At 72.4% G+C, this 21974-nt stretch carries 21 protein-coding genes and 1 pseudogene; 10 read left to right on the forward strand and 12 right to left on the reverse strand.

Annotated features, from left to right (window positions below; genetic code table 11):
- Positions 1–30: 30 nt before the first annotated feature.
- The 7 genes from QF032_RS29895 to zapE form a co-directional block, all read right to left on the reverse strand.
- Positions 31–981, reverse strand: coding sequence for a polysaccharide deacetylase family protein (locus tag QF032_RS29895; protein ID WP_307058180.1), 951 nt, complete (start codon positions 979–981; stop codon positions 31–33).
- 137 nt (positions 982–1118) lie between these two features.
- On the reverse strand, positions 1119–2492 hold the full coding sequence (locus QF032_RS29900) for a PhoX family protein (RefSeq protein WP_307058182.1): 1374 nt from the start codon (positions 2490–2492) through the stop codon (positions 1119–1121).
- A gap of 89 nt (positions 2493–2581) precedes the next feature.
- Positions 2582–3532 (reverse strand): slipin family protein, encoded by a 951-nt coding sequence (locus QF032_RS29905; RefSeq protein ID WP_307046752.1) that lies wholly within the window; start codon positions 3530–3532, stop codon positions 2582–2584.
- A gap of 121 nt (positions 3533–3653) precedes the next feature.
- On the reverse strand, positions 3654–5186 hold the full coding sequence (locus QF032_RS29910) for a SulP family inorganic anion transporter (protein ID WP_307046754.1): 1533 nt from the start codon (positions 5184–5186) through the stop codon (positions 3654–3656).
- 8 nt (positions 5187–5194) lie between these two features.
- Positions 5195–5776: a carbonic anhydrase gene (locus tag QF032_RS29915; protein WP_307058184.1), complete on the reverse strand. Its 582-nt coding sequence runs from the start codon at positions 5774–5776 to the stop codon at positions 5195–5197.
- A gap of 89 nt (positions 5777–5865) precedes the next feature.
- A complete protein-coding gene (locus tag QF032_RS29920) occupies positions 5866–6273 on the reverse strand; it encodes a hypothetical protein (protein ID WP_307046756.1) in 408 nt (135 codons plus the stop codon).
- Positions 6274–6456: 183 nt separating this feature from the next.
- Positions 6457–7563, reverse strand: a complete 1107-nt coding sequence (gene zapE, locus QF032_RS29925; protein WP_307058186.1) for a cell division protein ZapE — start codon at positions 7561–7563, stop codon at positions 6457–6459.
- Between the two features lie 37 nt (positions 7564–7600).
- Between zapE and QF032_RS29930 the strand changes: the two genes are divergently transcribed.
- From QF032_RS29930 to msrB, 4 genes are all read left to right on the forward strand, one after another.
- Positions 7601–8428, forward strand: coding sequence for a pyrimidine reductase family protein (locus tag QF032_RS29930; protein ID WP_307058188.1), 828 nt, complete (start codon positions 7601–7603; stop codon positions 8426–8428).
- A gap of 187 nt (positions 8429–8615) precedes the next feature.
- Positions 8616–9089 (forward strand): indole-3-glycerol phosphate synthase, encoded by a 474-nt coding sequence (locus QF032_RS29935; RefSeq protein WP_173985757.1) that lies wholly within the window; start codon positions 8616–8618, stop codon positions 9087–9089.
- Positions 9090–9421: 332 nt separating this feature from the next.
- A complete protein-coding gene (murC, locus tag QF032_RS29940) occupies positions 9422–10807 on the forward strand; it encodes a UDP-N-acetylmuramate--L-alanine ligase (protein WP_306948578.1) in 1386 nt (461 codons plus the stop codon).
- Positions 10808–10820: 13 nt separating this feature from the next.
- Entirely contained in the window at positions 10821–11225 is a 405-nt protein-coding gene (gene msrB / locus QF032_RS29945; RefSeq protein WP_307058190.1) for a peptide-methionine (R)-S-oxide reductase MsrB, read from the forward strand.
- A gap of 252 nt (positions 11226–11477) precedes the next feature.
- Here msrB and QF032_RS29950 read toward each other — a convergent pair whose 3' ends face one another.
- From QF032_RS29950 to QF032_RS29960, 3 genes are all read right to left on the reverse strand, one after another.
- Complete coding sequence (locus QF032_RS29950; RefSeq protein ID WP_307058192.1) at positions 11478–12491, reverse strand: lysylphosphatidylglycerol synthase transmembrane domain-containing protein; 1014 nt, start codon at positions 12489–12491, stop codon at positions 11478–11480.
- 648 nt (positions 12492–13139) lie between these two features.
- Entirely contained in the window at positions 13140–14609 is a 1470-nt protein-coding gene (locus tag QF032_RS29955; RefSeq protein WP_307058194.1) for a sensor histidine kinase, read from the reverse strand.
- Complete coding sequence (locus tag QF032_RS29960) at positions 14606–15298, reverse strand: response regulator transcription factor (RefSeq protein WP_307046765.1); 693 nt, start codon at positions 15296–15298, stop codon at positions 14606–14608. Before QF032_RS29960 ends, QF032_RS29955 begins: the two co-directional genes overlap by 4 nt.
- A gap of 152 nt (positions 15299–15450) precedes the next feature.
- On the opposite strand from QF032_RS29960, the gene QF032_RS29965 reads away from it, so the two are divergent.
- The 6 genes and pseudogenes from QF032_RS29965 (at position 15451) to QF032_RS29990 (ending at position 20845) form a co-directional block, all read left to right on the forward strand.
- Positions 15451–16788, forward strand: coding sequence for a ferredoxin reductase family protein (locus tag QF032_RS29965; protein WP_307058196.1), 1338 nt, complete (start codon positions 15451–15453; stop codon positions 16786–16788).
- 10 nt (positions 16789–16798) lie between these two features.
- Positions 16799–17206, forward strand: coding sequence for an FMN-binding protein (locus QF032_RS29970; RefSeq protein WP_307046769.1), 408 nt, complete (start codon positions 16799–16801; stop codon positions 17204–17206).
- A gap of 1 nt (position 17207) precedes the next feature.
- Positions 17208–17954, forward strand: coding sequence for an FAD:protein FMN transferase (locus tag QF032_RS29975; protein WP_307058199.1), 747 nt, complete (start codon positions 17208–17210; stop codon positions 17952–17954).
- 342 nt (positions 17955–18296) lie between these two features.
- Complete coding sequence (locus tag QF032_RS29980) at positions 18297–19469, forward strand: ABC transporter ATP-binding protein (RefSeq protein WP_307058202.1); 1173 nt, start codon at positions 18297–18299, stop codon at positions 19467–19469.
- Positions 19466–20137: pseudogene (locus tag QF032_RS29985) on the forward strand (ABC transporter permease); the annotation flags it as partial. The gene QF032_RS29980 and the pseudogene QF032_RS29985, both read left to right, overlap by 4 nt.
- A 21-nt stretch (positions 20138–20158) precedes the next feature.
- Entirely contained in the window at positions 20159–20845 is a 687-nt protein-coding gene (locus QF032_RS29990; RefSeq protein ID WP_307060420.1) for an ABC transporter permease, read from the forward strand.
- A 75-nt stretch (positions 20846–20920) separates the two neighbouring features.
- Here QF032_RS29990 and QF032_RS29995 read toward each other — a convergent pair whose 3' ends face one another.
- Both QF032_RS29995 and QF032_RS30000 read right to left on the reverse strand, forming a co-directional pair.
- Positions 20921–21520 carry a GTP-binding protein gene (locus QF032_RS29995; RefSeq protein ID WP_306948553.1) on the reverse strand — a complete coding sequence of 200 codons (600 nt, stop codon included), beginning with the start codon at positions 21518–21520 and terminating at the stop codon, positions 20921–20923.
- Entirely contained in the window at positions 21507–21950 is a 444-nt protein-coding gene (locus tag QF032_RS30000) for a DUF742 domain-containing protein (protein WP_306948551.1), read from the reverse strand. Before QF032_RS30000 ends, QF032_RS29995 begins: the two co-directional genes overlap by 14 nt.
- Between the last annotated feature and the right edge of the window lie 24 nt (positions 21951–21974).

Below are 21974 nucleotides of genomic sequence, written 5' to 3' on the forward strand. Positions count from 1 at the left end.
GGGGTCGTGTGCGGCCGTCGGCCCCGCAGGTCACCGCCGTCCGCCGGCCGCCGCGATCAGCTCGGAAACCTTGACGAAGCGGTATCCGCGCCGGCGCAGTTCCGGGACGATCGTCCGCACCGCCTGTTCGGTCGTCGGGGCCGCGCTGCGGGTGCAGTGCATGACGACCACCGAGCCGGGCCGCACTCCGTCCAGCACCTGCCGGGCCACGGCGTCCGCGTCGGTGGCGAAGGCGTCCCCGCTCACCACGTCCCACTGCACCGCGGTCACTCCGGTGCCGCTCACCGCGCGCAGCGCCCGGCTGTCGTAGCAGCCGCCGGGGAAACGGAAGTACGGCATCGCGTCCGGCACGCCCGCTTTGCGGAACGCCGAGTAAGCGCGTTCGACATCCGTTCTCATCCGGTCCTCGGGGACGGTCGGCAGCCCGTAGCAGTCACCGGTGAAGGCGTGGTGGCTGTAGGAGTGGTTGGCGATCTCGAACCGCGGGTCACGGCCGAGCGAGCGGGCCTGGTCCGGGTACTCCTCGGCCCAGCGGCCGGTCATGAACACGGTGGACGGCACCTTCAGCTCGCGCAGCGCCGCGATCAGCCCGGGGTTGTCGAAGTGCTCGCCGGCCGCCGCCCGGGGCCCCTGGTCGGCGGTCATGTCGGCGTCGAAGGTGAGGGCGACCGTCCTGCCGGCGGCGCGGGGCGCACTGCGGAAGACGGGGGTGAGTCCCGCCGGACCGGGGGCCAGGGTCGGGGGCCGGGAGGGTGCGGCGGCTGTGGCGGATGCGGCGGACGGGGAAGCCGGGCTTGCGGCGGAGGCGGAAGCCCCGGGTGAGGCGGGCGTCGTCGCGGGCCCGGAGGCCGCGGTGGAGGCGGGGGCGGCGGTACGGGCGGCCACCGGACGCTCGGGAGTGCCGCAGCCGGTGAGCGCGGCGAGGGCGGCCGTGAGGGCGCAGAGAGCGGCGGCCTGACGACGGCACGCAGGAAGGATCATCGTATGAATTTATGCGTGACGCCCTGGGGGTGGTACGGAAATATGACCGCAGTCTCGGTGTCGTCACCCGCCCGTGCGCCCGTGTGCTCCGTCCGGCCGCGCCGCCACCCGTCCCCCGGGGCTCACACGCAGCGCGGTCAGCGCCGCCAGGGGCCCGTCACCGCGAACGTCGTGCCGGGGGTGTAGCAGTTGACGTACATCGTGTCGCCGTCGGGGGAGAAGGTGACTCCGGCGAACTCGCCCCACTCGGGCTCCTCGGGCGTGCCGATGTTCTGGCGCCCCCGCGCCATCGCGTAGACCTCGCCGCTCCTGGTCACGCCGAAGACGTGCTGCGCGCCGTTGCCGTCCTCGCAGACCATCAGGCCGCCGCTGGGCGCGAGGCAGATGTTGTCCGGGGACTCGCCCGGCAGCCGCACGTCCGTGTCCGGTCCGAAGACGATGACGAGGGTGAGACGGCGGCGCTGCGGGTCGTAGCGCCAGATCTGCCCGAAGTGGTCGGCCGCCGAGCCGTCCGCCCCGCGCGCGAACGACGACACGAAGTACACGCACCGCCCGCCCCAGTAACAGCCCTCCAGCTTCTGGGCGTGGGTGATGCCCTTCGGGCCGAAGTCCTGCAACCGGATCGGGGTTTCGGCGGCGAGGGGGTCCGGCACGTCGACCCATTCGATGTCCTCGAACACACGGCCCGTGTCCTGGATGGAGGACAGGTCCGGCACGCCGGGCACCCGCATCGCCTGCAGTCGGCCGCCCGCGCGCAGCGAGCCCACGCCGCCCAGCGGCTTCTCCGGCAGGAAGCGATAGAAAAGGCCGAACGGGTGAAGAAACGCGTCCTCCGTCTCGTAAACGATTCCGCACCGCGGGTCGACGGCGATCGCCTCGTGCTGGAAACGGCCCATCGCGGTCAGCGGCACGGCTCCGGTGCGGCGCGGGTCGGACGGGTCGACCTCGAAGATGAAGCCGTGATCCTTGGTGTAACCGTTTGTGCCGGCTTTGTCCTCGGTCTCCTCGCAGGTCAGCCAGGTGTGCCACGGGGTCGGTCCCCCCGCGCAGTTGACGGCCGTACCCGCGATCGCGACCCGCTCGGAGAGCACCTTGCCCCGGGAGTCGAGCGTCAGGGCCGTACAGCCGCCCTTGCCGGCCGGGTCGTAGGTCAGGCCCTTGACGGTGGGAACGGGATGGGCGGCGGTGGGACGGTTCTCGTGGTTGCGGACCAGGTGCACGCGGCCGCCGTGCCCCGGGAGTGCCGTCATGCCGTCGTGGTTCGAGGGCACCGGGCCCTCGCCGGAACGCAGCGGTTCGCCCTCGCGGGACAGGACCCGGTAGCGGAAGCCCTTGGGGAGGTCGAGGAGGCCGTGCGGGTCGGGGACGAGGGGGCCGTACCCCTCGTGACCGAGGCCCTGCGCGGCCGCGGTGCCCGCGAAGAGGTCGGAGAGGGCGCCGGTGAACGCGATGCTCGCGCCCACCCCCAGCGCACCGGTGCCGGCGAGGATCTGACGTCGTGTCGCGGACATGGGAAAACCTTCCTGCTGGCGGACAGGACTGTGATCCCGCTGTGTCTATCACCCGCGCTGCGCCCCGGGAACCACGCGCGGCGCAGGTGTCACCCGTCGGCGGCCTTGGGAGGGGGCGGAGCAGACGGCGCCGCCGGCGGCTCCTGGGTCTGCTGGGGAAGCGGTTGCCACTGCGACGGTTGCGTGAACGCTTGCTGCTGACGCTGTTCCGCGACCGGTTGCTCCCCGGAATGGTGCGGAGGCGGTGGCCGCTGCTGCTGAGGCTGTTGTGCGGGCGGTTGCTGCTGGGCTTTCTCCAGGAAACGCAGCAGCTCCACCGGAAACGGCAGCACGAGGGTGGAGTTCTTCTCCGCGGCGACCGCCACCACCGTCTGCAGCAGCCGCAGTTGGAGTGCGGCAGGCTGCTCGGACATCTCCGCGGCCGCCTCGGCGAGTTTCTTCGACGCCTGGAGTTCCGCGTCGGCGTTGATGATCCGGGCCCGGCGTTCGCGGTCGGCCTCGGCCTGCCGGGCCATCGAACGCTTCATGGCGTCCGGCAGGGAGACGTCCTTGATCTCGACCCGGTCGATCTGCACGCCCCACCCGATGGCCGGGCTGTCGATCATCAGCTCCAGCCCCTCGTTGAGCTTCTCCCGGTTGGACAGCAGGTCGTCCAGCTCGCTCTTGCCGATGATCGAGCGCAGCGAGGTCTGCGCCATCTGGGAGACGGCGAACCGGTAGTCCTCGACGTTGATGACCGCGGCCGGCGCGTCCACCACACGGAAGTACACGACCGCGTCGACCCGTACGGTCACGTTGTCGCGGGTGATGCCTTCCTGGGCCGGAATGGGCATCGTCACGATCTGCATGTTGACCTTGCGCAGCCGGTCCACCGCGGGGATGACGACGGTGAACCCGGGCCGGCGGACGTCGCCGTGCAGCCGGCCGAGCCGCAGGACCACCCCGCGCTCGTACTGCTTGACGACCCGTGCGGCGGCCCCGAGGTACACGAGGCCTCCCGCGACGACCGCCGCGGCCGCGCCCAGCAGCTCCTCGAGCATGTCGACCTCCTCGACCAGAGGTCCCGATTGAGCCGTTCTGCCTACTCCTGCAACGATATGCCCGCCGTCCGGTCCGGGGCCACGCTCAGGCTCCCGGACCGGACGGCGGACACGCGCGGCGTCAGCCGGCCCGGGCCGGCTCCGTCGCCGCCTCCGCGGCCTGGCGCGCCTTCACCGGCTCGGTGACCTTCACCGGTTCCGTGCCGTGGGCACTGTGGCGTTCCGCCCAGGTCTCCAGGGCCGTCCGGCAGGCATGGTCGAGGTGGTGCAGACCCGAGAGGTCCAGCTCGACCGGGCGGTCCTGCGGAAGGGCCTCCAGGCTGTCGAGGATCTTCGGCAGACGCAGGAAGGTCGCGTTGCCCGACAGGTACGCCTGTACCGGGCCCGCCCCCTTGTCGACGACCTCGAGCCGGATGTGCGAGGCCTCCCAGGCCGTCTTGACGACCGCCAGCGCGAGACCGATGAGGACGCCCTCGAACATGCTGACCGCGACGATCGACACGGCCGTGACGACCAGGATCAGCGCCTCGCCCGGGTGCTCGCGCCACAGCGCCACGAGTGACCGCACCGGCACGAGCTTGGCGCCCGCGTGGACGAGGATGCCGGCCAGCGCCGGGATCGGGATGTACGCCAGCAGGTCCGGCAGCAGGGCCGCGAACAGCAGCAGCCACACGCCGTGCAGCACGCGGGACGCCTTCGTCCGTGCCCCCGCCTGCACGTTGGCCGCGCTGCGGACGATCACCGCGGTCATCGGCAGCGCGCCGAGCACGCCGCAGACCGCGTTGCCGGCGCCCTGCGCCATGAGCTCCTTGTCGTACGCGGTGCGCGGGCCGTCGTGCAGCCGGTCCACCGCGGCCGCGCTGAACAGCGACTCGGCGGACGCGATCAGGGTGAACGCGACGATGGTGCCGAGCAGACCGACGCTCGCCAGGTCGCCGAAGGCGCCGAGCGGCGGAGGCTGGACGGACTCGAGCAGGCCCCGCACCTCGACGGTGGCCACGGGCAGGTCGAACAGCAGGGCGGCGAGCGTGGCCAGGCCGACCGCGGCGAGCGGTCCCGGCACCGTGCGGACCATCGCCGGCAACCGCTTCCACAACACCAGCACCGCGACGGTGCCCGCGCCGAGTACGAGCGAGGCGGACCCGGCGGCGCTGCCGAAGGCGTCCACGGCCGCCTCGGGCAGCCCGGCGATCTTCGCCGGACCGGACGCCGGCGCCTTGGCGCCGGCCGCCGCGTAGAGCTGACCGGCGATCAGGACCAGGCCGATTCCGGCCAGCATGCCCTCGACGACCGAGACCGAGATGGCGCGGAAGTAGCGGCCCAGCCGCAGTGCGCCCATGGCGAGCTGCAGGACGCCCGTGGTCAGCACGATCACCCCGAGGGCGGGCAGGCCGAACTCCCGCACCGCCTCGAAGACCAGCACGGTCAGACCGGCGGCGGGACCGGACACCTGCAGGCTGCTGCCCCGCATGAGCCCGGTGACCAGGCCGCCGACGATGCCGGTGACGAGCCCGAGCTCGGCCGGTACGCCGGAGGCCACGGCCACGCCGACGCACAGCGGCAGCGCGACCAGGAAGACGACGAGAGAGGCGGCGAAGTCCTGCCTGAGGTGCGGGAACCGGGATATTCGCCCGGTGGGCTTCTGGTGCGTCATGGCGGCGCTCACAGGGCTTCGAAGCCGTCGGTGTCGACGCGGTGTTCGCGAACCGCGCCGGTGTGCACCTCGTAGTACCAGCCGCGCACCCGCAGCCGGCCGTCGGCCAGCCGCTTCTCCACGCACGGGTACGAGCGCAGCCGCAGCACCTGGGCGAGCGCATGGTGCTGGACGGCGCGCATGACGGTCGGGTCGTCCGGATCGGCGGCGCCGGGCTCGTCGGCGGCGTGCGCCAGCCAGTCGCGTACGGCGGGCACGCCGTCGAGGTCGTCGCCGCGCACCAGCGCGCCGACGGCGCCGCAGTGCGAGTGGCCGCAGACCACGATGTCCTGGACGCCGAGCACCTCCACGGCGTACTCGATGGTGGCGGCCTCGCCGGTGGGGCGGTCGGAGCCGTAGGGGGGCACGATGTTGCCCGCGGTGCGCAGCTCGAAGAGCTCGCCGGGCCGGGCGCCCGTGATCAGCGCGGGAACGACCCGCGAATCGGAGCAGGTGATGAAGAGAACCTGCGGGGACTGGCCTTCGGCGAGCCGGGCGAACTCCTCAGGGCGCTGTCCGAAGGTACGGGCGTTGTCGATGAGGGGCTGCATGACGTGGTGACTCCTCCTGGCGCGCCGTGGGGCGCGTCGGACGTGCAGGACACAGGACAGGTGGGGGACTGTTGCTCTGTTCTGCCCGCTCAGCAGCGGAAGACCTGAAGCGCCGCCGGAGAGTGGGTCGTCGAGGGTCTCGACGTGCGGTGCCGGAGGTCGCCGGTCGGGGCCGGCCGGTGCGCGGCCGCGGGGTCCGTCGCCAGTGACGCGCGCTCGGGCTCGTGGGGAGCCGAGGCGGCGCAGACGGTGCCGCGGTGGCGGTCGCGGGTGCGACGGGGGTCGGTGGGACCGACCGGGAGCCCGCAGTCGCGCACGGTGACCTTCTCGTGGCGCGGCGTCTTGGCGGAGAGGGTGGTTCCGGGCTGGGCTCTGGCCTCGGCGTGACGCGCCGTGTGCGCGGTTGCGAAGGAAGGTGTCGGCGCGAAGAACGCGAGGGCGAGCAGGGCGGCGGCGAGGAGCGAGAGCACGGCGCGGGCCGACGTACCTCGGAACATGCGCCTCCCTCCGGCGATCGCACACCTCTGGTCCCGACCAAGGGTTGGTCAACGACTGGTCAAGAACAAGGTAACCCTGCAAAGTTGTTTGCAGGGTTAACTCGGTGTTTCCAGATCAAGTGCGCCTCAAAAAAGTGGGACGCGTGGCGCGAACCGGCTCTTGACCCGGACGGCCGGGATCGCTTATTCGGGCTTGACGAGCGACTTGGCGTCGCGGGCCAGCGCGGTCAGCCGGGATATCGCGCGGAAGTACTTCTTGCGGTACCCGCCGTTCAGCATCTCCTCGCTGAAGAGCCGGTCGAAGGGGGCTCCCGAGGCCAGCACCGGGACCTCACGGTCGTAGAGCCGGTCGGCCAGAACCACCAGCCGCAGCGCCGTGGACTGGTCGGGCACCGGCTGCACGTCGGTGAGGCAGACCGCCTTCAGGCCGTCCGTCAGCGCGCCGTAACGGCTCGGGTGGACCTTCGCGAGATGCTCCAGCAGATGCGGGAAGTCGTCGAGCGAGGCGCCCTCCGTGGCGTACGCCGCCTTCGTCACCTGCTCGTCGGAGTACGGCGCCGGAGCCTCGGGCAGGCCGCGGTGGCGGTAGTCCTCGCCGTCGATGCGCAGGGCGCGGAACTGCGCCGACAGGCCCTGGATCTCCCGCAGGAAGTCGGCCGCCGCGAACCGGCCCTCGCCCAGCTTGCCGGGCAGCGTGTTGGAGGTCGCGGCGAGCGCCACACCGGCCTCGACCAGCTTGCCGAGCAGCGTGGAGACGAGAACGGTGTCGCCCGGGTCGTCCAGCTCGAACTCGTCGATGCACAGCAGACGGTGCCCGGAGAGCGTGCGCACCGTCTGCTGGAAGCCCAGGGCGCCGACGAGGTTGGTCAGCTCGACGAACGTGCCGAACGCCTTGAGGGCGGGCTCGGCCGGGGTCGCGTGCCACAGGGACGCCAGGAGGTGGGTCTTGCCGACGCCGTAGCCGCCGTCCAGGTAGACGCCGCGCGGCCCGGCGGGCGTCCGGGGCGCCTTGGACCGGCCGAAGCCGAGGAACCCCCGTCGGGCGGCGCCCGTGGCGTGCGCCCCGCCGAGTCCGGCGGCGAAACCCTCGAGGACGCCGACCGCCTGCGTCTGGCTGGGCTGGTTCGGGTCCGGGAGGTAGGTGCTGAAGCGGACCGAGTCGAACCGGGGCGGCGGCACCATCTCGGCGACCAGCCGGTCCGCGGGGACGTGCGGCTGCCGGGCGCAGAGGGAGGCCGGCGACGCGTCGGCTGTCGGGCTGAGGCCGGGGGCGGCGAAGGAGGACGACACGGTTCCCCATGCTACGGGGCGTGCCAGACTGCCTGACATGCGACGGCTGTTCCCTGTGACCGACCAGACAGCGACGACCGGCTCCGGCGGCGGCCCGCTCGGGGCCCCCGGCGAGGGGGGTGACGCCGCCGAGGACCGCGAGTGGAGCCTCGACGAACTCGCCGAGGCCTACGCCTACCCGCAGGACCGGCCCGGCGCGCCGCGGCCCTGGCTGCGCGCCAACATGGTGTCCACCCTCGACGGCGCCGCCCAGCACGACGGCCGCTCCCAGCCCATCTCCACCGCCGCCGACATGCGGATCTTCGGCACGCTGCGCGGGCTCGCGGACGTGGTGGTCGTCGGCGCGGAGACCGTCCGGCTCGAGGGATACCGCCCCGCACGCGCGCGTGCGGAGTTCGCCGCACGGCGTGCGGCGGCCGGGCGGGCGCCCGCCCCCGCGGTCGCGGTGGTCACCGCCGGCCTCGATCTGGACTTCTCCCTGCCGCTCTTCACGTCGCCGCTCGTCCCGACCCTGATCCTGACCGGCGCGGCGGCGGCGCCCGACAGGGTGGCCGCCGCGGAGAAGGCGGGCGTGCGGGTGGTGATCGCCGGGGACGGGATGGGCGTGGAGCCGGCCCGGGCGGTGCAGGCCCTCGGCGCGCTCGGGCACACCCGGCTGCTGACCGAGGGCGGGCCGAGGCTGCTGGGGCAGTTCGTGGCCGCCGGAGCGCTGGACGAGCTGTGCCTGACCGTCGCCCCGATGCTCACCGCCGGCGACGCCCAGCGGATCGCGGGCGGGCCGTCGGTCGCGGTCCCGCAGCGGTTCGCCCTGGCGTCCCTGCTGGAGGAGGGGGGTTTCCTGTTCGGCAGGTACCGGCGGCCGTGACTGCGCGAACGGGTTCGCCACCGCCGGCGGTCCGCTCGGTGGAGTCGTCCGTTCCGTTCGGTGTCCGGCGGGCACACTGAATCTCGCAGTACCCGTGCGATCACGGGGACGGATGGTTTCCGCAGGGCCGTGCTCGGCCCACGGAGGACAGAGGGCCACGGGGGTCCTCGCAGAGAATGGGGCGCCGGTGTTCACAAGCGTTTTGATGATCGAGAAGGCCCTGACGTCCGCCGACGTGGAGTTCGTCACCACCTTGCACGGGGACGAGCAGGTCGCCTTCCACGTACTGCTCCAGCCGCGCGGCGACCAGGCGGACCGTCTGCTGAGGGCCATCGACGACGTCGCCCTCGGCGAGCTGGACGAGGCCGCGCGTGAGCGCGAGACGCCGGAGGGCGACGAGGCGAAGGGCTTCGGCGTGCGGGCGCTGGAGGTGTCGCTCCAGGCGCTGCAGGCCTCCGGCAGCCCGGCGGTGGGGCGCCTGGTGGAGGACCATCCGCTGGACGCCCTGAAGTCCCTGGTGGCGGAGGTGGGGGCGGACGAGGTGATCGTGCTCACGGATCCGCACTACGTGGAGGAGTTCTTCCACCGGGACTGGGCCTCCCGCGCCCGCCACAAGGTGGGCGTCCCGGTGCTGAAACTGTTCTCGCACAGCAAGGCGTAGACGGGCGACCGCGGCGCGGACCGCGGCGTGCGGCGTGCCGCCCGTGGTGGGCTGGGTGCGGCGTGCGGGACGTGCGGGATGTGTGGTGTGCGGGGGCGTCCTCGGGCGACCGGTCGGCACAGCGCGCACCGTCCGTGCCGCGTCGGTCTCGGCCGCGCCTCGGCAGCGGCGGGGTGCGGCGGGTCGCGGGCGCGGACGGCGCGGCGACGGACCCGGCCGCGGACCGTACGGGGGGCGGGCACGGGTTCTCCGCGCCCCTGGGGCCGCGCGGTCGGTCCTACCCCATAGGCTGGTGCGCGTTCACCGTCGTAGCGCACCCTGGAGACACGCACATGGCACCCGGCCTTCCTACCGCCATGGACCGACCGCACTTCATCGGCATCGGCGGGGCCGGGATGTCGGGCATCGCGAAGATCCTCGCGCAGCGCGGGGCGAAGGTCGCCGGCAGCGACGCCAAGGAGTCGGAGACCGCCGCGGCACTGCGGGCACTCGGGGCGACCGTGCACATCGGTCACGCCGCCGGGCACCTGGCCGACGACGCGAGCTGTGTCGTCGTCTCCTCGGCGATCCGCGCGGACAATCCCGAGCTCGCCCGCGCGGCCGAACTGGGCATCCCGGTCGTCCACCGTTCGGACGCGCTCGCCCGGCTGATGGACGGACTGCGTCCGATCGCCGTGGCCGGCACGCACGGCAAGACGACCACCACGTCCATGCTCGCGGTCTCGCTGAGCGAGCTCGGACTGCGGCCGTCGTACGCGATCGGCGGCGACCTCGACGCCCCCGGCTCCAACGCCCTGCACGGCGAGGGCGACATCTTCGTCGCCGAGGCGGACGAGTCCGACCGCAGCTTCCACACGTACGCGCCCGAGGTCGCCATCGTCCTCAACGTCGAGCTCGACCACCACGCGAACTACGCCTCGATCGACGAGATCTACGAGTCCTTCGAGACCTTCGCCCACAAGATCGTGCCCGGCGGCACCCTCGTGATCACCGCCGACCACGAGGGCGCGCGGGAACTGACCCGACGCGTCGACGGCGTGCGCACGGTGACCTACGGCGAGGCCGAGGACGCCGACGTGCGGGTGCTGTCGGTCGTCCCGCAGGGCCTCAAGAGCGAGGTGAGCGTCCTGCTGGACGGCGAGCAGCTGACGTTCACCGTCTCCGTGCCCGGCCGGCACTACGCCCACAACGCCGTCGCCGCGCTGGCGGCGGGTGTCGCGCTGGGCGTTCCGGCCGCCGAGCTCGCCCCCGCCCTGGCCGCGTACACGGGCGTCAAGCGCCGGCTGCAGCTCAAGGGCGAGGCGGCGGGCGTGCAGGTCGTGGACTCCTACGCCCACCACCCGACCGAGATGACGGCCGACCTGGAGGCGATGCGCGCGGCGGTCGGCGACGCCCGCATCCTCGTCCTCTTCCAGCCGCACCTGTTCTCCCGGACGCAGGAACTGGGCACCGAGATGGGACAGGCGCTGGCCCTGGCGGACGCCTCAGTCGTCCTGGACATCTACCCGGCCCGCGAGGACCCCGTCCCGGGCGTCACCAGCGAGCTGATCATCGACGCCGCTCGGGCCGCGGGCGCCGACGTGACGGCCGTCCACGACAAGGACGGGGCGCCCGCCGTGATCGCGGGAATGGCGAAGGCCGGTGATCTCGTTCTCACCATGGGCGCGGGCGACGTGACGGACCTGGGCCCGCGCATTCTGGACCGTCTTTCCCAGTGAGGGGCTGAGGCTCATGTCGTACGACGTCGAAAAGCCGGACGAGCAGTGGCGGGCGGAGCTGACGCCGGCCGAGTACGCCGTCCTGCGCCAGGCCGCGACCGAGCCAGCGTTCACCGGCGAGTACACCGACACCAAGACCCGGGGCGTCTACTCCTGCCGGGCCTGCGGCGCCGAACTGTTCACCTCCGAGACCAAGTTCGACTCCCACTGCGGCTGGCCGTCGTTCTTCGACCCGAAGGGCAGCGACGCCGTGGAGCTGATCGAGGACCGCTCGCACGGGATGCTGCGCACCGAGGTGCGGTGCGCCCGGTGCGGGTCCCACCTCGGACACGTGTTCGCGGGCGAGGGCTACCAGACCCCGACCGACCAGCGGTACTGCATCAACAGCGTCTCCCTGCGGCTGGCGGCGGAGGACTGACCCGGCACGGGCCCCTGGCTGCCGCTCCCGGGACGCGCGTGACGCGGGCCTGACACGCGTGACGTGGCTGACAGGCGGGACGCGCCTGGCGGGCGGGGCCGGCCTGACTGCTGTGACGCGGCTGACCGGCGTGACGCGGGAGGTGTGCCGGGCGCCGGATGCCGGGTGCGGCGCGGCGGGGAAGGGGGTACGGCGCCGCTTCGGCGGAGGGCCGACGGCGGTTCGTCGCACGGCGTAGGGCAACGGCGAGGCTCACAGCCGTCCGCGCTGCACCATCGCCGACAGCACCAGCATCCCCGGCAACAGGGGAGCCCAGACCGTCAGCACCCGGTAGCCGATGACGGTCGCCGTGGCGAGGGGCAGCGGCGTGCCGTACCCGGCCAGGGTGAGGACGAGCGCCGCGTCGATCGGACCGATGCCGCCCGGCGCGGGCACCACACCGGCCGCGGTGCTCGCCGCGAGGAACGCGAACACCAGCTGCGACCAGGACAGCGGCAGGCCCAGCGCCGTTCCCACGCAGGCCAGCACACCCGCCTGGAGCAGCGGAGCCGCGGCCGCTCCGCCCCACAGGGGCAGAAAGCGAGCGGGTCGGGTGTGCAGGAGCCGGGCGTCGGTGAGGGCCGTCCGGACGAAGTCCAGGGCGGGACGGCGCAGCGGCCGTGCGACGGCGAACAGCGCCACGACCGCCAGCGGGACCAGCAGGAGGCACGCGGCGGCCAGAAACAGCGTCCGCCCTTGCGGAAACAGTTCCGCGGGCGGTACGGCGGTGGGCGCCGCGAGTACGAAGGCCAGCACCAGCGGGATTTTCGCCACGGCCCTGACCAGGGAGTACAGGGCGATCGAGGCGGTGGCGCGGTTCAGCGGGACGCCCTCGCGCCGCATGAACCGCAGGGTCACCGCATGGGCGCCGATGCTCGCGGGCAGCACGTGGTTGGCGGCGCCCGCGGCGATCTGCGAGGCCAGCAGCGCGCCCGGTGGCAGCCGGTCCGTGATCGCGCCCTGCCGCACGCAGGCCGCGGCGACCGCCCCCAGATAGGTGAACAGGAGCCCGGTCAGCAGCCACCAGGGATCGGCGGTGGCCAGCCGGGCCACGCCGTCGCGGACGGCGTGCCGGTCGACCGCCGCCCATACCGCGAGGAACAGCAGCGGCAGCAGGGCGAGGGCGCGGCGGGTGGCGGTGGAGGCCGACGGGCGGCGGCGCCCGACCGCGGGCGGCGGCGCCGACGGCGGCGGGGACGCGGGGTCCTCGAGGGGCAACACGGACACGGCGCACGTCGTCCTTCCTCGTCGTCACCACGCCCGGCGGTGTGACGGATCGGGGGCGAGCTCGGCGAGGGGCACGGGAGTCGTTCCCCTCCGGTGTGGCGGTGCGGTGTCCGGAAGCCGACGGAGTGCGGGCCGAGGGGCGACCGCGGTGCGGTGGCGCTGGGGTGCGATGGGGCTGGGGTGCGATGGGGCTGGGGTGCGATGGGGCTGGGGTGCGATGGGGCCGAGGTGCGATGTGGTGAGGCTGGGGTGCTGTGGATCTGGCTGTGTGCGGCCGAAGTGCGTGCGGGGGGTCGGCGTGCGGCCGAACCGGGTGCGGCGGGGCTGGGGTGCGGCGGGGCTGGGGTGCGCCGGGGCGCGGTGAGGCGGAGATGCGGCGGGGTGCCGGGGGGGCGGGCGCCGTGGGGCTGGGTGCGATGAGACGCGATGCGACTGTGGGATTTCTGCCCGTCTCCCTCCCTGTTCATCCCGGCCGCACGCCGAGGTTCACCCGGCTCGCGGCACCGGGGCATTTCTGGGGCTTCCGGGGGCCCTTCCAAGTCCGTTGCGGTTGTGGGGGGACCGGTTCGGGGCGGGGGCGGGGACCCCTCCATCCCTGGCCTGCTATCGGTCGCAACTCGTCACCCGTCACCCATCACCCGTCACCCGCTACCCGTCGCCTGGCAGTTCCGGTTGCGCCGGCCTGCTTCGGACCGACCCCAGGGGCAGCGTCATCGTGAAGACGGTGGCGGTCGTCGTGTCGTCCAGGTCCAGCGAGCCCCCGTGGGCGCGTACCAGGGAGCGGGCGACCGAGAGGCCGAGGCCGCTGCCGCCCCGGTCGCGGCTGCGGGCCTTGTCGACGCGGTAGAAACGGTCGAAGACGCTTTCGCGGTCTTCCGGCGGGATGCCGGGCCCCTGATCGGTGACATGGACCCGGGCCGTCTCCGCCGAGACGGACACCTCGACCGAGACCGGCGTGCCGGCCGGGGTGTGCACGGCCGCGTTGGTCAGGAGGTTGTCCAGGACCTGCCGGATGCGATGCGGATCGATCCGCAGCCGTACGGCCGCCGGTCCCGGGAGCACCGTCACCGGATGCCCGGCGTGACTCGCCCGGAACGCGTCGGCGGCCTGCTCGGCCAGTTCCACGAGGTCGGCGTTCTCCCTCCGCAGGGGCGTCTCCACCTCGGCGGCGTCCAGGCGGGCCAGTAGCAGGAGGTCGTCGAGGAGGACGCCCATCCGGGCGGCCTCGGCGCGCAGCCGGGCCAGATGCTTGTCGCGTTCCTCGGGGGCGTTGGCGGCCGCGTACTGGAAAAGATCCGCGTAACCGCGTACCGACATCAGCGGCGTGCGCAGTTCGTGCGAGGCGTCGGCGACGAAGCGGCGCAGGCGCTGCTCGGCCTCCGCGCGCACGGCGAGTGAGTCGTCGATGTGCTCCAGCATCGTGTTGAAGGCCGTCCGGAGCTCCTCGACCTCGGGCCCGCCGCCGGGGGCGTCCGCCCGCAGGTGCAGCCGGGACGCCGACTCGCTCAGGTCGTGCGAGGCGATCCCGTGCGCGGTGTGCGCCATGTCGCTGAGCGGTTTCAGCCCTTTCTTCAGCATCCGCCGGCCGAACACCACCAGCGCCAGCAGCGCCAGACCGAACGCGACCACCTGCATCGTGATCAGCTGACGCATGGTGCCGTCGATGTCCTCGGTCGGTGCGGCGCTGACCAGCACCACGCCGGGCGACACCTCGCAGGCGCGCAGCAGATACGTGCCCCCGCCGATCCGCTCCGTGCGGGTGACGTCGACGGCCGAGGCGGACATCCGCCGGGCGAGGGCGGTCAGCGCCGTGGTGTCGGGGGGCACGTCGGCCGGCTTGCGCAGGACGGCCGCGTCCGCCGACACGTCGTAGACGGCCGTGTACCAGCCGTAGTACGGCTGGCGCTCCACGATGCCGTGCGCCTTGGCGTCCTTGGACTGCACCGCCTGGACCAGCTTGATCTGGTCCCGTAGCTGGTGGTCGAGATAGTCCCGCATGTACATGGTCAGCATGGCGCCGACCACGGCGAACACCACCAGCGACAGCGCCCCCAGGCCGAGCGCCAGCCGGGTGCCCAGCCGGAGCCTGCGGTACGACCGGAGGAACCGGGCGATCACTCGGCCGCCTGCCGGAGTACGTATCCGAAACCGCGTACCGTCTGGATCAGCGGGTCGTCGCCCGTCGCGTCGAGCTTGCGGCGCAGCCGGCTGACGACCAGCTCGACGACGTTGGAACGGCCGCCGAAACCGTATTCCCACACATGGTCGAGGATCTGCGCCTTGGTGAGCACGGTGGGCGACTTGCGCATCAGGTAACGCAGCACCTCGTACTCGGTCGGCGTCAGCGTGAGCAGTTTGCCGTCGCGCCGCACCTCGCGGGTGTCCTCGTCCATGGTGAGGTCCGCCACCTGCAGCACGGAACGCTGGAATCCGGGGCCCGCGCTGCGCCGCAGCACGGTGCGCAGCCGGGCCATCAGCTCCTCGACCGCAAACGGTTTCACCAGGTAGTCGTCCCCGCCCCGGGTCAGCCCCGCGACGCGGTCGGCAACCCCGTCCCGCGCCGTCAGGAACACGACGGGAACCATCGTGCCGCCGTTGCGCAACCGGTCGAGCACGCCGAAACCGTCGATGTCGGGCAGCATCAGGTCGAGCACCACGATGTCGGGACGGAAGTCGGCGGCACGGCGCAGCGCCTCTTCACCCGAGTTCGCGGTCACCGCGTTCCAGCCCTCGTAGCGGGCGACCGTCGCCACGAGATCGGCGATCGGCGGGTCGTCGTCCACGACGAGGAGTCGTACTTTTTCCACCCGCCCATAGTGCGCCACTCGCCCCGCAGCGCCAGAGCCGCGTCTCGCGTGCGCGCACATCGATAAGATCTTGAAAGTTGTACGACAGGAGAATGACAGCAAAGCACGGACAAGCTCTGTGTTCTGAGGACCCGATCTAGGAGTTTCCGTCCGTGACGACCGTCCAATCGCCTCCCTCGCCCCCCACGGCGATCCGGCCCAAAGTGGTGGCCCGCACCGGCCTGTACGCCGTGCTGGCCGCCAACGCGGCCGTCGTGACCCTCTTCGCCGTCCAGGCCGGCTTCGCCTCCAACGCACTGGTCGTGATCGGCCGTTTCGCCGGTCTGTACGGCGCGTTGCTGATGGCGTTCCAGCTGTTGCTGGTGGCCAGACTGCCCTGGCTCGACCGCCGGATCGGCATGGACCGGCTCACCAACTGGCACCGCTGGACCGGCTTCGGCCTGCTGTGGACGCTGGTCGGGCACGTGGTGTTCATCACCTTCGGCTACGCCGAGTCGTCCTCGCTGAACCCGGTGAACCAGCTCGTCGACCTCGCCGAAACCGTCGAAGGCGTTTTCCGCGCCGTGGTCGCCATGGCGCTGATTCTTGTCGTCGGCGGTGTCTCCGCCCGCTGGGCGCGTCGCCGGCTGGCCTATGAGACCTGGCACTTCGTCCATCTGTACACCTACGTCGCCGTGGTGCTGGCCTTCACGCACCAGGTCGCGGTCGGCACCACCTTCACGGCGTCGTCCGCCGCCACCGCCTACTGGTACGGCGTGTGGGGCGTCGCCCTCGGCTCGGTGTTCCTGGGCCGCCTCGTGCTGCCGCTGTGGCGGAACTGGCGTCACCAGCTGCGCGTCGAGGCGGTCGTTCCCGAGGCCGACAACGTCGTTTCCGTCTACATCACCGGGCGCGACCTGGACCGGATGCCCGCCCGGGCCGGCCAGTTCTTCCTCTGGCGGTTCATGACCAAGGACCGCTGGTGGCAGGCCAACCCCTTCTCCCTGTCGGCCGCGCCCGACGGCTCCCGCCTGCGGCTGACCGCCAAGGCCGCCGGTGACGGCTCCGCGGGCCTGCGTCATGTCAAGCCCGGCACGCGGGTCTTCGCCGAGGGTCCCTACGGCGCGTTCACGGCGATGCACCGCACCCGCCCGGAAGCCCTGCTCATCGCCGGCGGCGTCGGCGTCACCCCCATCCGCGCGCTCCTCGAGGAGATCCACGGGCATGCCGTCGTCATCTACCGCGTGGCCGGCGAACGTGACGCCGTCCTCTATGACGAGCTGCACCGACTCGCCCTCTCCAAGGGGGCGGAGCTGCACCTGGTCACCGGGCCGCCGGTGCCCGACCGGCTGGCGCCGCGCGAACTGTCCGCGCTCGTCCCGGACATCGCGCGGCGGGACGTCTTCCTGTGCGGGCCGCCGCCGATGATGAACGCGGTCCTCGGCACCCTCCGCGAGCTCGGCGTGCCGAGGCCGCAGATCCACTTCGGGCGCTTCAGCCTGGCGGGATGAGAGAGACATCGTGAAGCGAGCCATACCTGTCCTGATCCTGTCCGTCGCGGGACTCATCCCCGTCTGGCGCTACGAGCCGTCCACCGGGACGTCGACCACCACGTCCACGGTCGCCGAGTCACCCGCGCCCGCGTCCTCGTCGTCCTCTTCCCCGGGGACGCAGACGTTCACCGGAACGACGGTCACCACGGAGAAGGGCGACGTCCAGGTCCGGATCACCTACGACGGCAGTGAGATCACGGCCGTCCAGATGCTGAAGCAGCCCAACCATCCGCAGACGACGGCGGCGGTGCCGAAGCTGATTGCGGAGACGCTTACGGCGCAGAGCGCGGACATCGACACCGTCTCCGGAGCGACCCTCACCAGCGACGGCTACAAGGAGTCGCTGCAGGCCGCGATCGACGCCAAGGGCGCATGACGTGCACCGCGTCGAACACGTCATGGGGTTTCCCGTCTCGCTGCGGGTGGACGACGTCACCGACCCGTCGGTCCCCGAGGGCGCCGCGGACGCCGTCTTCGCATGGCTGCGGGAGGTCGACGAGCGGTTCAGCCCCTACCGGGAGGACAGCGAGGTGTCCCGGCTGGACCGGGGCGAACTGTCCGCCGACGGGCCGAGCGACGACCTCGCCGAGGTCCTCGGCCTGTGCGAGGAGTACCGGATCGCCACCGGCGGCGCCTTCGACGTCCGGCTGCCCGGCCGCGGCCTCGACCCCTGCGCGGTCGTCAAGGGCTGGTCGGTGCAGCGGGCGGCGGACCTGCTGACCGCGGCAGGACTGACCCGGTTCTGCCTCAACGCCGGCGGTGACGTCGTCGTCTCGGGCGGCCCCTGGCGGGTCGGCGTGCGGCACCCCTTCGTCGCGGACAAGGTGTGCGCCGTCCTCGGCCTCACCGACGCGGCGGTCGCCACCTCCGCACGCTACGAGCGCGGCGACCACATCCTCGACGGGCGCACCGGCCTCCCGGCGGCCGGCCTCGACAGCCTCACCGTCGTCGCCCCGGACCTGACCCTGGCCGACACCGTCGCCACCGCCGCGTTCGCGCTGGGCCGCGAGGGCGTGGAGTGGGCGGCCTCGCAGGCGGACTGCGAGGTCTTCGCCGTGGTCGCCGGGGGCGGAGTGCTGCGTACCCCGGGCTTCCCCACGGCCGGCGCGGGGACGGCGGCCTGACGTTTCTCACGTCCCTCAGATCCCTCGACTCGGAGCAACGCGGGGTAACGCCGGAGCCGGACGCCTCCCGCGTTCGTTTCGTTCATGGCCCTGACGATGGAGGCGGCGTCTGGGGGATCCCCGAGCCGTTGCTGAGGGCGGGGTGAGAATCAGCGGACTCACAGGTAGGACGCAGCGGAAGCGCTCTCACGTGTTCTCCCGGACCTGGCCGCCGGGCGCCGAGCCCTGTCGTGCCCTGGGAAACGTCCGAAACACAAGCGGTCTAGACTCTCCCCGCAATGACCTGAACTCATGTGGTCGAGTGCGGGCGGAAACGGCCAGACCCGAAGGGTATTCGGCGTTTTGATACGGATAGATTCAGTCACCAAGCGGTACCCGGACGGCACGGTGGCGGTCGACCGGCTCTCCCTCGACATACCGGACCGCTCGATCACCGTCCTCGTCGGCCCGTCGGGCTGCGGCAAGACGACCACCCTGCGGATGATCAACCGGATGGTCGAGCCCACCGAGGGCGCCATCCTCATCGACGGCGTCGACAGCCGTCAGCAACCGGTCAACTCGCTGCGCCGGTCGATGGGTTACGTCATCCAGAACGCCGGGCTCTTCCAGCACCGCACGATCGTCGACAACATCGCCACCGTCCCCCGGCTGCTGGGCTGGAGCAAGGACAAGGCCCGCGCGCGGGCCAGGGAGCTGATGGAACGGGTGGGGCTGGACGCCTCGTTCGCCAAGCGCTACCCCTATCAGCTCTCCGGCGGCCAGCAGCAGCGCGTCGGCGTGGCGCGGGCGCTCGCCGCGGACCCGCCGGTGCTGCTGATGGACGAGCCGTTCTCCGCCGTCGACCCGGTCGTCCGCAAAGGCCTGCAGGACGAACTGCTGCGCATCCAGGAAGAGTTGGGCAAGACGATCGTCTTCGTCACCCATGACATCGACGAGGCCGTCAAGCTCGGCACCATGGTCGCCGTGCTGCGCACCGGCGGGCGGCTCGCCCAGTTCGCGCCGCCCGCCGAGCTGTTGTCCGAGCCTGCCGACGAGTTCGTCGAGGACTTCCTCGGCGCCGACCGGGGCATCCGCCGTCTGTCGTTCTTCTCCTCCGCCGAGCTGGAGTTGCTCACCGCTCCCATCGTCGCGGTCGACTCCACCGCCGAGCAGATCACCGCCAAAGCCACGGCCGACGTCCCCTACCTCCTCGTCACCGGCATGGACGGCCGCCCGCTCGGCTGGAGCGAGCCGGACGCGCTGACCGCGGGACAGATCGACGCCGGCCGACTGCTGTCGTACGGGCGGCCGTTCGTCGCCGGACAGGACTCGCTGCGGGCCGCGCTCGACTGCGCCGTCCTGTCGCCCACCGGCTGGGCCGTCGCCGTGGACGCGGAGGGCCGGGCCACCGGAGTCGCGTCGCAGGCGGCGATCGCCGACGCGATCCGCGGCGCCCACGCGGCGGGCCGGCAGGAGGGACGGGAACGCCAGGAGGAACAGCCGGCCGGGGAAACCGTTTCGAAGGCCGTCCGGTGAACCGCTTCTTCGACATCCCGAGCGACCTCCAGCACGACTGGCTCGGCCTGATCGGGCTGCATCTGCGCGAGGCCCTGCTGCCGGTGCTGGGCGGGCTGCTGCTCGCGCTCCCGCTGGCCCAGCTGTGCGTGCGGCTGCGCTGGCTGTACCCGCCGGTGCTGTGGGTGACGACCGTGCTCTACGCCATCCCGTCCCTGGCCTTCTTCGTCGTCCTCATCGACTACACGGGGCAGACCGAACTCACCGTGATGATCCCGCTCACCGTCTACTCCCTGGTCGTGCTCGTCCCGGCGATCGTCGACGGCGTGCGCTCGGTGCCGCAGGAGACCCTCGCCGCGGCGACCGCCATGGGCTTCGGACCCGTACGCCGCTATCTGCAGGTCCAGTTGCCGATCGCGGTGCCCGCGATCATCGCCGGTCTGCGGGTCGCGACGGTGTCCAGCATCAGCCTCGTCAGCGTCGGCATGCTGATCGGCAACCAGGGCGCGCTCGGCAACCTGCTGCACGACGCGCAGATCTACAACCGGCCGGAACTGGCCTGGAACTCCGTGCTCACCACGGCGGTCCTGGCGGTTCTCGTGGACGCCGCGCTGGTCCTCGTACGGCTCCTGCTGACCCCGTGGATGCCGAGCGCCGCCGGCCGCCGCCGGGCCGCGCAGGCGGCGCCCGTCCTGGAGGGGAGTAGTCCGGTGAACGTACTGAACTTCGTCAACGCCTTCTTCGGCGACGGCGCCCACTGGCACGGCTACGACGGCATCCCCACCCGGCTGCTGGAACACCTCCAGTACTCGCTCGAGGCGCTCGCCCTCGCCGCCCTCATCGGACTGCCGGTCGGACTCGTCACCGGCCACTACGGCAAGGGCGGCAACACCCTCACCCTGATCGCCACCGCGGGCCGGGCGCTGCCCACCTTCGGTCTGCTGGTGCTCATCACCATCACCACCGGCTTCGGCATGATGCCGGTGATGATCCCGCTGGTGGTCCTCGCCGTCCCGCCGATCCTTGTCACCACCTACGAGGCGGTGCGCTCCGTCGACCCGTCCCCGGTGGACGCGGCGCGGGGCATCGGCATGGCCGAACCGCGCATCCTGCTCCAGGTGGAGCTGCCCGTCGCGCTGCCGCTCATCCTCGGCGGGCTGCGCTCGGCGGCCATCCAGATCGTGTCCACCGCCACCATCGCCGCGTACGTGGGCCTCGGCGGACTCGGCCGCTTCATCGTGGACGGCCTCTACCAGCACGACTACGAGAAGGTCGTCGGCGGCGCCACCCTGGTCGCCGGTATGGCGCTCGCGACCCTGGGCATCTTCTGGGCGGTCGCCCGCGCGACGGTCTCGCCGGGGGTGCGGCGCGCCCACCAGGGCGTGTTTCGAACGTAGCGTCGTCCGCCCGCCGGGCAGGCGGGACGTTTGAAACACGCCCTGGCCAGGACCCGGCCCCGCGCATCGTGTTCCTCAGCCCTCGGTGCGGGCCAGCGCCTGTTCCAGGACGACGAGCAGGGCGTCGCGGACCGAGCCGCGCTCACGGGCGTCGAAGACGAGCAGCGGCACGCCGTCCGACACGTCGAGGGCCCAGCGGACCTCGTCCAGCGTGTGCGCCACCTGGCCGTCGAAGGCGTTCACGGCAACGGCGAACGGGATCCGCTTGTGCTCGAAGTAGTCGACCGCGGCGTAACAGTCGTCGAGGCGGCGGGTGTCGACGATGACGAGCCCGCCGACCGCGCCCTCCACGATGTCGTCCCACATGAACCCGAACCGCTCCTGCCCGGGCGTGCCGAACAGGTACAGCTTGAGCGTCGGGTCGATGGTGATGCAGCCGAAGTCCATCGCCACCGTCGTGGTGGTCTTGCGCGGGGTGTGGCTGAGGTCGTCCACGCCCGCCGCGACCTCGGTGATGGCCGCCTCGGTGGTCAGCGGCTCGATCTCGGAGATCGAGCCGACGGCGGTGGTCTTGCCCACGCCGAAGCCGCCCGCGATCACCAGTTTCACCGGCAGCGGCGGCCGTACGGCGGCCTGCCCGGCCGAGGTGCGGACCAGCGGTTCAGTCGGTGTCACGGAGTACCCCCCGGGAGTCGGGGATGGCCCGCAGGCCATCGATAACCCTGCGCAGTACGGACGCGTCGTGGGTGGCGCCGGAGTCGGGCACGTGCACCGACAGCTGTCCCGCCGCCCGCAGGTCCTCGGCGAGGACCCGCACCACGTTCAGATGCAGCCGCAGCCGCGCCGCGATCTCCGCGATGGACTGCGGCACGCGGCAGGCGGCGACGATGTCGTGCTGCTCGAAGGAGAGCCGGTGCAGCGCGCCGAGCCCGTCGGCCGTGGCGACCAGTTGGGTCTCCACGGGCATCGTCCGGCCGGACGACGCCTCGCCCGGGCCGCCCGCGACCCGTCCGGCGGTGACGAGGAACGGCCGGACGGCGGGCGCGGGCCCGACGGGGGCGACGCCGTCCTCGCCGGCCCCGCGCGGGGTGCGGCCGTCCGCCATCGGTGTTCGCTTTCTCTGCGGTGG

Origin of the sequence: Streptomyces achromogenes, from assembly GCF_030816715.1 — a bacterium.
GTDB lineage: Bacteria > Actinomycetota > Actinomycetes > Streptomycetales > Streptomycetaceae > Streptomyces > Streptomyces achromogenes_A.

Coding starts and splice junctions, on each gene's coding strand:
- QF032_RS29895 (WP_307058180.1), bottom strand. CDS start 981: ATGATCCTTCCTGCGTGCCGTCGTCAGGCCGCCGCTCTCTGCGCCCTC.
- QF032_RS29900 (WP_307058182.1), bottom strand. CDS start 2,492: ATGTCCGCGACACGACGTCAGATCCTCGCCGGCACCGGTGCGCTGGGG.
- QF032_RS29905 (WP_307046752.1), bottom strand. CDS start 3,532: ATGCTCGAGGAGCTGCTGGGCGCGGCCGCGGCGGTCGTCGCGGGAGGC.
- QF032_RS29910 (WP_307046754.1), bottom strand. CDS start 5,186: ATGACGCACCAGAAGCCCACCGGGCGAATATCCCGGTTCCCGCACCTC.
- QF032_RS29915 (WP_307058184.1), bottom strand. CDS start 5,776: ATGCAGCCCCTCATCGACAACGCCCGTACCTTCGGACAGCGCCCTGAG.
- QF032_RS29920 (WP_307046756.1), bottom strand. CDS start 6,273: ATGTTCCGAGGTACGTCGGCCCGCGCCGTGCTCTCGCTCCTCGCCGCC.
- QF032_RS29930 (WP_307058188.1), top strand. CDS start 7,601: ATGCGACGGCTGTTCCCTGTGACCGACCAGACAGCGACGACCGGCTCC.
- murC (WP_306948578.1), top strand. CDS start 9,422: ATGGCACCCGGCCTTCCTACCGCCATGGACCGACCGCACTTCATCGGC.
- msrB (WP_307058190.1), top strand. CDS start 10,821: ATGTCGTACGACGTCGAAAAGCCGGACGAGCAGTGGCGGGCGGAGCTG.
- QF032_RS30000 (WP_306948551.1), bottom strand. CDS start 21,950: ATGGCGGACGGCCGCACCCCGCGCGGGGCCGGCGAGGACGGCGTCGCC.